General features: G+C 52.6%; 7 protein-coding genes and 1 pseudogene. 4 read left to right on the plus strand and 4 right to left on the minus strand.

Annotation, left to right across the window (positions count from 1 at the left end):
• Both QCH34_RS02655 and QCH34_RS02660 read right to left on the minus strand, forming a co-directional pair.
• Positions 1–520, minus strand: a pseudogene (locus QCH34_RS02655) (iron ABC transporter substrate-binding protein); the annotation flags it as partial.
• A gap of 185 nt (positions 521–705) precedes the next feature.
• Positions 706–1,797: an iron ABC transporter substrate-binding protein gene (locus tag QCH34_RS02660; RefSeq protein WP_300329660.1), complete on the minus strand. Its 1,092-nt coding sequence runs from the start codon at positions 1,795–1,797 to the stop codon at positions 706–708.
• Positions 1,798–2,047: 250 nt separating this feature from the next.
• Here QCH34_RS02660 and QCH34_RS02665 point away from each other — a divergent pair, with 250 nt between their 5' ends.
• Positions 2,048–3,871: a PAS domain S-box protein gene (locus QCH34_RS02665; protein ID WP_300329663.1), complete on the plus strand. Its 1,824-nt coding sequence runs from the start codon at positions 2,048–2,050 to the stop codon at positions 3,869–3,871.
• 157 nt (positions 3,872–4,028) lie between these two features.
• The gene (locus QCH34_RS02670; RefSeq protein WP_300329666.1) at positions 4,029–5,423 is read left to right on the plus strand and encodes a response regulator; all 1,395 of its coding nucleotides are present in this window, start codon (positions 4,029–4,031) and stop codon (positions 5,421–5,423) included.
• Positions 5,424–5,498: 75 nt separating this feature from the next.
• Here QCH34_RS02670 and QCH34_RS02675 read toward each other — a convergent pair whose 3' ends face one another.
• The gene (locus tag QCH34_RS02675) at positions 5,499–6,041 is read right to left on the minus strand and encodes a GNAT family N-acetyltransferase (protein WP_300329669.1); all 543 of its coding nucleotides are present in this window, start codon (positions 6,039–6,041) and stop codon (positions 5,499–5,501) included.
• A 140-nt stretch (positions 6,042–6,181) separates the two neighbouring features.
• Between QCH34_RS02675 and QCH34_RS02680 the strand changes: the two genes are divergently transcribed.
• The gene (locus tag QCH34_RS02680) at positions 6,182–6,889 is read left to right on the plus strand and encodes a response regulator (RefSeq protein ID WP_300329672.1); all 708 of its coding nucleotides are present in this window, start codon (positions 6,182–6,184) and stop codon (positions 6,887–6,889) included.
• 112 nt (positions 6,890–7,001) lie between these two features.
• Entirely contained in the window at positions 7,002–8,246 is a 1,245-nt protein-coding gene (gene thiC / locus QCH34_RS02685; RefSeq protein ID WP_300329675.1) for a phosphomethylpyrimidine synthase ThiC, read from the plus strand.
• Here the strand turns inward: thiC and QCH34_RS02690 are convergent.
• Positions 8,243–8,951 (minus strand): DUF362 domain-containing protein (locus QCH34_RS02690; RefSeq protein ID WP_300329680.1); only part of this gene is annotated, 709 nt, incomplete at its 5' end. The two genes, thiC and QCH34_RS02690, sit on opposite strands and share 4 nt — an antisense overlap.

Genomic DNA, 8,951 nt, shown 5'->3' on the forward strand with positions numbered 1-8,951 from the left:
CCATCTCTTCCTTCTCGGCATCATTTCTGAGAGAGCCGTAGGGGAACGCAACCACCGGCACACCGCTCTTCTGCTGGAGCATATCTGCTTCGGGACCGCTTGTAGCGTAGCTTGTACCGGTTGATCCGGTCTTGAAGACGAGATCAGGGTTGAGTGCAATGATCTTCTCGGGATCATCCTTTCCACGCAGTTCCCCAAAGAGGGGGAGGGTCATCAGATAATCGCGATGAATGAGAGCATAGGGCCTCCCCTCAATCTCCCGGTAATTCTTATCCTGGCTGTCTACGCCGACGATCCTGTCAGTGCTCTCCAGGTACACCGCATACCGGACACCGCCTGATCCCGAGCAGAGGATACTCTCAACCGGGGAAGGAACGGTAACAGATCTCCCAAATCCATCGGTGACGGTGATCTCCGATTCGGAAGAGCCGGCAGCCGGGGCATCTGTCGTACATCCGGCAACTGCAAGGAGGGAAAGAAGCACCGCCCCACAGAAAATAATAAGAATACGGTTATTCATAACACCACATCGTATGAGGATACGAGATGCGCTTACTTAAACACACCTATTTGGTCTTGAATAGAACAAAAATAATCAAATTATGTGATGTTTTAACAAATCGGGTGAAGAAAGAGTACTCGAGGGTCACGGTGAGAGAAGGGCCGGGGGATAATCCCCCGTTATGGAGAAGAGAGGGGTATGGTTCAGAGCTGGATCTGCGAAAAACCAAGCCCGTTATACTGGCTGTTCAGCCGGGAGAATACCGGCTCTCCGACGAAGATGGAATAGATCTCATCAGCCTTCTCAATCGGATCGATATCTGCAAACTGCTCCGGGTACAGAACCGATCCGATGAAGTACGCATCAGCAATCACGGTTCCGTAATTTGTCGTGTATGAGTTGTAGGGCAGTACGCCATACACCTTTCCGCTCCGGACAGCTGAAAGCCCGGCAAGTGCCGGATCGGTCTTCAGCTGATCGAGGGCATTACCCTCTCCAAGATGCGTTGAAGAGAGATCAATGAAGAGATACTCAGGATCCCAGTCCACAAGGGCTTCTTTGGCAACATCGGCGTGGTCAGTACCAAGTCCGTAAGCCACATTATCCGCATGCACCCATTCAAATGGCCCATATGCAGGCTCGGTTGAGATGATACCGTGGGCACCCTTGTTCCCGATACCACCAATATAAACCCGTTTGCGTTCAGATACCGGAATATCACGTGTCCGTTCCTCCAGATCGGCTATCTCTTTCTCAATGAAGTCGATCACGTCTTCTGCCCGTTCTTCCCGTCCGATCACGCTGCCCATCAGGCGGAGGGAGTTGTACATCAGGAGCAGGTCAGCCTCTGTCCGGACCGATCCGTACTGAAACCCGATCACCGGCACTCCCGTCCTCTGCTGGAGCGCCTCTGCTTCAGCCATCCCGACTGCTACTCCTGAAGAGGTGGTCTTGAAGACGATATCAGGGCCGAGAGCAACGATCTTCTCGGGATCGTCCCTGCCACGCGCCTCACCGAAGAGCGGCAGAGATTCAAACATCCCAGCATGAACAATCGAATAGGGCCTGCCGAGGGCATCTTCCTGCACCTTATCGGCAGAGTCCACACCGACAGCCAGATCCTCTGCCTGGAGGTAGACGAGGTACCTGAGGCAGCCTGAACCAGAACAGAGGGCAGACTTCACATCAGACGGAACAGAGACCTCACGCCCGTACTGGTCGGTGATTATCCGTGAATCTTCCGGGGATGCATCCGCAACGCATCCGGTTGCTGCGCATATGAGCAGGATCACCATACACAGGAGAGGTGTCCAGCCACAACTAAAGTTAATCTTAGTATTATCCATTAATATTTAGTTTGGTGCGGATATATTTTAAAATATCCCGAAGATCGTCAAATATTACAAAATAAGGTAATAGTATGAGTTTTTTTGTATGAAGAACCTCCCAACTTCACAAGATTGCATCAATATAAACCATATGTTAAAGGGAAGATATTAAGCCAGAGAACCGCAAACACTGCTTTACCACAGGATCGGAAGCCCAATGGCAATCAAAGAGAAAGAAAGCATACCCTTTATCGCCCTCACTCTAACGACAGCGATCTGTATCATCATCACCCTCTATTCCCTCTCAATCGGCTGGTTCATCATCCACCAGAACCTCTTCTATATCCCGATCATCATCGCGTGTGTCTACTATTACAAACGCGGGCTTCTCTTCTCCATCCTGCTTGCCGGACTCTATTTCATCCTCTTTGCCACAACAACCGCCGATCCCGCCCTTCTGCAGGGGGCGGCCATCAGGGTGCTCTTATTCATCCTGATCGCAGGCGTGATCACCTGGCTCTCGATGCAGAGAGCCGAGCTTGCCACTCGGCTCAGCCTGTCAAATGACGAGCTGACGGCAACAAACGAAGAGCTGCTGGCATCTGAAGAGGAGATCAGATCCCATGTCGATGAGCTGTATTCAGCGCAGCAGATCATCACTGACACAAAGGATCGGTACCTCGCACTCTTTGAGGCAGCAGGCGATGCGATCTTCCTCCATGAGATCGATGCAGACGGCATGCCCGGAAAATTCAACGAGGTGAACGGACGGGCATGCGAGAGCCTCGGCTATACAAGGGAAGAGCTGCTCGGGCTCACCGTCATCGATATCGCCGGGGAGAAGGCAATCCGCGAGGCACCGGATAGAATGCAGGAGCTCCTGGAGTGGGGGCATTCCATATTCGAGTCCGATCATAAGAGAAAAGATGGCTCAACGTTCCCGGTTGAGGTCAGCTCACGCGTCATCAGGCATCCGGATGAAACGCTCATCCTCTCGGTGGTCCGTGATATCAGCGAACGGAAAGCCGCAGAAGAGGCGCTCAGACAGATGGAAGAGGAGAAATCCACCGTCCTCAATTCAATGCCGGTGATGCTCGCATACTTAAATCCCGATCTGACCATCCGGTATGCGAACCGGGCATCGGCCGCATCTGTCGGAATGAGCCAGCAGGATCTGATCGGACGTCACTGCTTTGAGATATGGCATGGGCGGACAGAATCCTGCGATAAATGCCCGGTGCTCAGCTCACTGGCGAGCAACAGGATCGAGGAGGGAGAGGTGCAGATCCCGGACGGGCGAATCTTCCATCTGAAGGGCTGCCCGGTCTATGATGATGACGGGAACTTCGAGGGGATCATCGAGTTCGGGATGGATATCACCAGGCAGAGGGAAGCAGAGGATGCACTCAGGCTGACCAGCGAAAAGCTCCAGATCCTTTCGAGCATCACCCGCCATGATATCCTCAATCATATCACCACCGTCCTCGGTTTCCTGGATTTCGCAGAAGGAATGAGTGTCGATGAAACACAGGCACATTATCTCGATCGGATTAAGACTGCATCCAAAAACATCCAGCGTGCAATCGAGTTCACCCGGGAATACGAGAACCTCGGGATCGAGGAGCCCAGATGGCTTCAGCTCACCAGCCTGATCAACAAAGTATCCCAGGGAGAACTCCCAATCGAAAATGACTGTCAGGAAGTCCGGGTCTTCGCAGATCCGATGATCGAGAAGGTCTTCTATAACCTCTATGACAACACCCTCCGGCATGCAGAAGGAGCAACCGGGATTCTGATCCACTGCGAGACAGATGACGGGGATCTGCTGATCATCTGGGAGGATGACGGAACAGGTGTTCCTGAGGAGATGAAAGAGAGGATATTTAGCCGGGGATTTGGTAAAAACACCGGCTTTGGCCTCTTCCTCAGCCGGGAGATCCTTGGGATCACCGGAACCACCATCACCGAGAACGGGATACCCGGCAAGGGTGCACGATTTGAGATCAGGGTCAGGAAAGGGCATTTTGAGAAAACGGCATGATCATGATTCCATCATCCAATTCCAGTACATGAATAATGCTATTCACCATTCGGTTGGAAAAACCAGCAACGATCTCTGATCACAAGATCTTTTATAAAAAAAGATCCATCATAAATAGTAAATTCATTTAGGGGTTTTCATTGGAGAGAAGAGACTGATGAGTACTGCCAGGATATTGATCGTTGAGGATGAAGCCGTCACCGCGATGGCAATCAGAAAGCATCTGACAAATCTTGGATATTCTGTCTGCGGGATTGCCCAGACCGCAGAGCTCGCAGTCCAAAAGGCGATGGAGGAGATGCCTGATCTGATCCTGATGGATATCAGGCTCGCAGGCAGGAGAACCGGCATTGACGCGGCAGTTGAGATAAAAGCCAGAAGTGAAATTCCGATCATCTATCTGACCGCCTTCTCAAATGACGACTATATCAGAGAGGCAAAAAAGACCGAGCCATACGGGTATATCCTGAAACCGGTCCGGGAGCAGGAGCTGAAGACCACCATCGAGATGGCATTGTACAAGCATGCCATGGAGAAGAAACTCAGGCGGTCTGAGGAGGAGAAGGCGACCATTCTTGATGCGATGCCGGTGATGCTCACCTATATCAATTCCGATTATACCATCCGGTATGCAAACAGGGTGGCAGCAGCCTCTGCCCAAAGGAAGCCTGACGATCTCATCGGCGCCCGTTGCCATGAGATCTGGCAGGAGAATGCCTTTGGATGCGGGGACTGCCCGGTGCTCAGGACGATCGAGACCGGCAGGATCGAGGAGGGTGATGTGACGCTTCCGGACGGGAGGATCTTCCACCTGAAGGGATGCCCCGTCTATAATGAGTTGGGAGAGCCAGACGGTGCCATCATCTTCGGGATGGATGTCACCGAGGAGAAGGCGGCAGCAGAAGCCCTCTCTCTTGCACACCGGAAGCTCCAGATCCTCTCGAGTATCACCCGCCATGACATCTTAAACGAGATCACCATGATCATCGGCTACCTTGGAATACTGCAGTGTAGCGTGGATGAGAGGGGCGATCCCGAGGAGAAAGACTATACCGACAGGATTATGGGAGCATCCCAGAACATCAGGCGGCAGATCGATTTCACCGACCAGTACGAGGAGCTCGGCGTGAAGGAACCTGCGTGGCTTTCACTCCATGATATGATAAGAAAGATTCCAAAAGGCGACATTCCAATCAGGAGTGACTGCCAGGAGGTATCGATCTATGCAGATCAGATGGCAGAGAAGGTCTTCTACAACCTCTATGATAATACAATCCGGCATTCAGGGGGTGCAACAGGGATCAAAATTCATTGCAGGAGAGAGAGGGGTGAACTCGTCATAGTCTGGGAAGATGATGGGGAGGGCATTCCGGCAGACCAGAAAGAGAAGATATTTGCCCGCAGTTTTGGCAAAAATACCGGTTTTGGGCTCTTCCTCTCCCGCGAGATCCTCGGAATCACCGATATCACCATCCATGAAACCGGCATTCCCGGAGAAGGGGCGAGGTTCGAGATCCGTGTTCCTGAAGGGCGGTTCAGAATATCAGGATGAAGCAGGTCTCCCCGGTTTCGGGTAATGGAGTTTGGATCTTCTTCTCCAAATCCCCATCATCTTTACCCAAACAGGTCATCTCCTCAGGATGTAGAGTTCAGATCCTTCCTCAATGCCTTCCCCTGATCGGACTGTACCAGCATTGATAAAACCGTTCTTTTCAAGTACGCAGATCGATCCGATGAGATCCTGATAGGTGGTTGCGATGATCTGGCGTATGCCGGGCATCGAGAAGATAACCGGTATCAATCCCCTCACGGCTTCAGTGGCATATCCATTGCCCTGGTACTCATCAAGTATTGAATATCCAATGGCAACAGTGTCACCTGAGCACGGTGATGAAGCAATCCCCCCACTTCCGATTAAATCCCGCATCCTGTGGCCCGGTTCATCCCGTACCCAGTACCAGCAGATGAAGAATGGATCACGCTCCTCTTCGAGTATGGTTATGAATGCAGAGAGTGTCTCCGCATCAAGGAGCGGTGGCGGCCAACCTGCAGGGATATGGGCATTGAGGAGACGAGCAAGGTTTGCCTTGTCATTTTGATCGCTTCTGAGGATCTCAACCGTTGCAGGGATGAGATCCAGACGATCTGTATGTATCCGCGGCAATGACATTGGAATAGTGTATGTATGATCTCTTCTTTGATAGTATCCCAGGAGTGGCTTTCCCGTACTCGATAGGTGGAAGAGAAGAAGGGAGAATCAGCCCAGGCTGATCGGATTTTCGAATGATAGATCCCACCAGAGGACCTGGAGTGAGCACAACGTTTATTAAAGAGGAGCGTCTCCCTGTTCCATACCAGACATCTGTTCTGATCCTTCCAAAGGAGAGGAGGCGGCAATTGAATACTAAAAGGATATTGATCGTTGAGGATGAAGCCATCACTGCAATGGCCATCAAAAAGACCCTGGTGAATCTCGGATATGCCGTCTGCGGGATTGCTTCAAACGCAGATATGGCAGTCCAGAAGGCAAAGGAGCAGAACCCCGATCTGATCCTGATGGATATCAAGCTTATCGGGAAGAAGACCGGTATTGATGCCGCAACCGAGATACTGGCACACCAGAGTGTTCCGGTTGTGTACCTGACTGCTTTTTCAGATGACCATTATATTAATGAAGCAAAAAAGACCAGCCCATATGGCTATCTCTTAAAACCGGTTCGCGAACAGGAACTGAAGACCACCATCGAGATGGCATTGCATAAGCACTCCTTGGAGAATGAGCGGGTGAGTGCTGGTATAAAGGATGCACCTGTTCTCGACGGGATGATCCTTCCGGCTATCACCCGGGATGACATCTTAAACGAGGTGACGACGATCCTCCACAACCTCGGACTGAGCAGGGAGATGTGTGTGAATGGAACACAGACAGACTACCATGATCAGATACAGGCTGCTTCCCTGAAGATCCAGGAGAAGATACGGTTGGAGAGGAAAAACCAGAATAAGGGGTCAGATTAAGTAAGTTATCCTGCTAAACACCTTTTTTCAGAGAACCGGCAACCTCCCATGCACACCTTCATTGTTTATTGGAATCAGACATAGTACCAGCAAAACCCGGAGTTTTCATCAGATGGGGACTATTATTGAAGATGCAACAGAAGGAAAGGTACCTCCGGCCTTAAAAGCCGCAGCAGAGAGAGAAGGGCTCGATCCGGATCCTCTCATACACCATATCGCACATGGCAGTGCCACTGTTATGGTTGGAGGGAAGAGGGCTGTTGGGATTGGCAAGGGATTCTCTGCAAAAGTAAATGTCAATATCGGCACCTCAACGGTTCGATCGGATCTCGCAGCCGAGCTCGCGAAGGCAGCCGTTGCCGAACGATATGGAGCGGACACCTTAACTGATCTCTCGATGGGAGGGAATATCAGGGAGATCCGGGCCGCTATCCTGAAGGAGACGGCACTTCCCCTGACAACCGTTCCTATCTATCAGGCAGTCGTGGATGCCGGGGGGATCGACTGCCTTGATGGGGATTTCATTCTTGATACATTCAGAAGCCATGCAGCAGAAGGAGTGAGTTCGTGTGTCCTCCACATGACTGACAAAAAGACCCTCGAAGCACTCGGAAGGAGCCAGCGGATACTCGGCGTTGTCTCAAAAGGCGGATCCATGACCGCCGCATACATGCTCCATTCGGGACGCGAGAATCCGTTCCTCGAATATTTCGACGAGGTGATGGAGATTGCCCGGAAGCATGAGATCGTCATCTCACTCGGAAATACCATGCGGGGCGGGAGTATCGTGGATGGCGGGGATGCCGCCGCCGCGGTTGAGCGGAAGCAGAATATCGATATCGCAGACCGGTGCCATCAGCATGGCGTCCAGGTGATCGTCGAAGGCTGCGGCGGCCATCTCAGGATCGACCGCATCCCCGTCTGTGTCAGGCTCTACAAGGATGCATCTCCCTATCCCCTCTTTGTTGCAGGGCCCCTTGCCACCGACAGGGCAGTCGGCCACGATGAGATCGCAGGATCAATCGGGGCAGCAGTTGCAGTCTCTGCGGGTGCAGACTACCTCTGTGCAATCACCCCGGCTGAACATATCGGCCTCCCAACCGGGGAAGAGGTGAAAGAGGGGCTGATCGCCTTTAAGATCGCAGCCCATATCGGCGATACCGTCAGGCTGGGATCAGATGATCTCGATGCAGCACTCTCGGCATGCCGGGCAGAGCTCGACTGGAAGGGACAGATCGAACAGGCGATCGATCCCGACGGGCTCAGTGCACGGGTTCCTGATGCCGGCCCCTGCTCGATGTGCGGCGATTATTGCGCTATAAAGATCATGCGGGAGTATCTCTCCCGAAACGATTAGATCCGGATCAGTTCGTACTCAGGTGTACCAAGGCCGATCTTCTCTCCATGCCGGATCTGTGTCCTGATCGGGATCTCAGGCCAGACTCCTGCAAACTTATCCTCACCCGGAGCATGGTGCGTTGCCAGCCGGGTTCCGGCAAACCCCTGCTGGGCATCGATCAGATCGAGGCTGGCTGCATCGATTGCCACCGGATCGGCCGAGGCGAGTATCCCGATATCCGGGACGACCGGCCGGTCGCTGAAGGGTACACAGTCGCAGTCCGGAGTGATCCTGAGAAGGAAGTTCAGGTACAGCACCTTCTCCGGGAAGAGAGAGGCGGCACCGAGGGCATATTCGGCGAGGAGCTCTGAGAACTGTTCTGCATCACGCTCGTAATCAAAATGGATCGCACCTGATGGGCAGACCTCAACACAGTTCCAGCACCCGATACAGCAATCGGGATCAACAACAGCGGCTCCATCAAAAGTGATCGCCTTCTCAGGGCAGACGGAGATGCATCCACCACAACCTTCACACTCTTCAGAACTGACAACTGCCGGAAACGTCCTGTGCTGATCATGTTTTCCTGCTGCCGATGCACAGCCCATCGCGAGGTTCTTGATCGCCCCACCAAATCCTGCCATCGAATGGCCCTTCAGATGCGATACGACGACCAGGGAGTCGGCCTCAGCAATCCCCGCAGCAATCCGCGTCTCCTTCAGG

The organism is Methanocalculus sp., assembly GCF_029762515.1.
Lineage (GTDB): Archaea > Halobacteriota > Methanomicrobia > Methanomicrobiales > Methanocorpusculaceae > Methanocalculus.

Coding starts and splice junctions, on each gene's coding strand:
- thiC (WP_300329675.1), top strand. CDS start 7,002: ATGGGGACTATTATTGAAGATGCAACAGAAGGAAAGGTACCTCCGGCC.
- QCH34_RS02675 (WP_300329669.1), bottom strand. CDS start 6,041: ATGTCATTGCCGCGGATACATACAGATCGTCTGGATCTCATCCCTGCA.
- QCH34_RS02665 (WP_300329663.1), top strand. CDS start 2,048: ATGGCAATCAAAGAGAAAGAAAGCATACCCTTTATCGCCCTCACTCTA.
- QCH34_RS02660 (WP_300329660.1), bottom strand. CDS start 1,797: ATGGTGATCCTGCTCATATGCGCAGCAACCGGATGCGTTGCGGATGCA.
- QCH34_RS02670 (WP_300329666.1), top strand. CDS start 4,029: ATGAGTACTGCCAGGATATTGATCGTTGAGGATGAAGCCGTCACCGCG.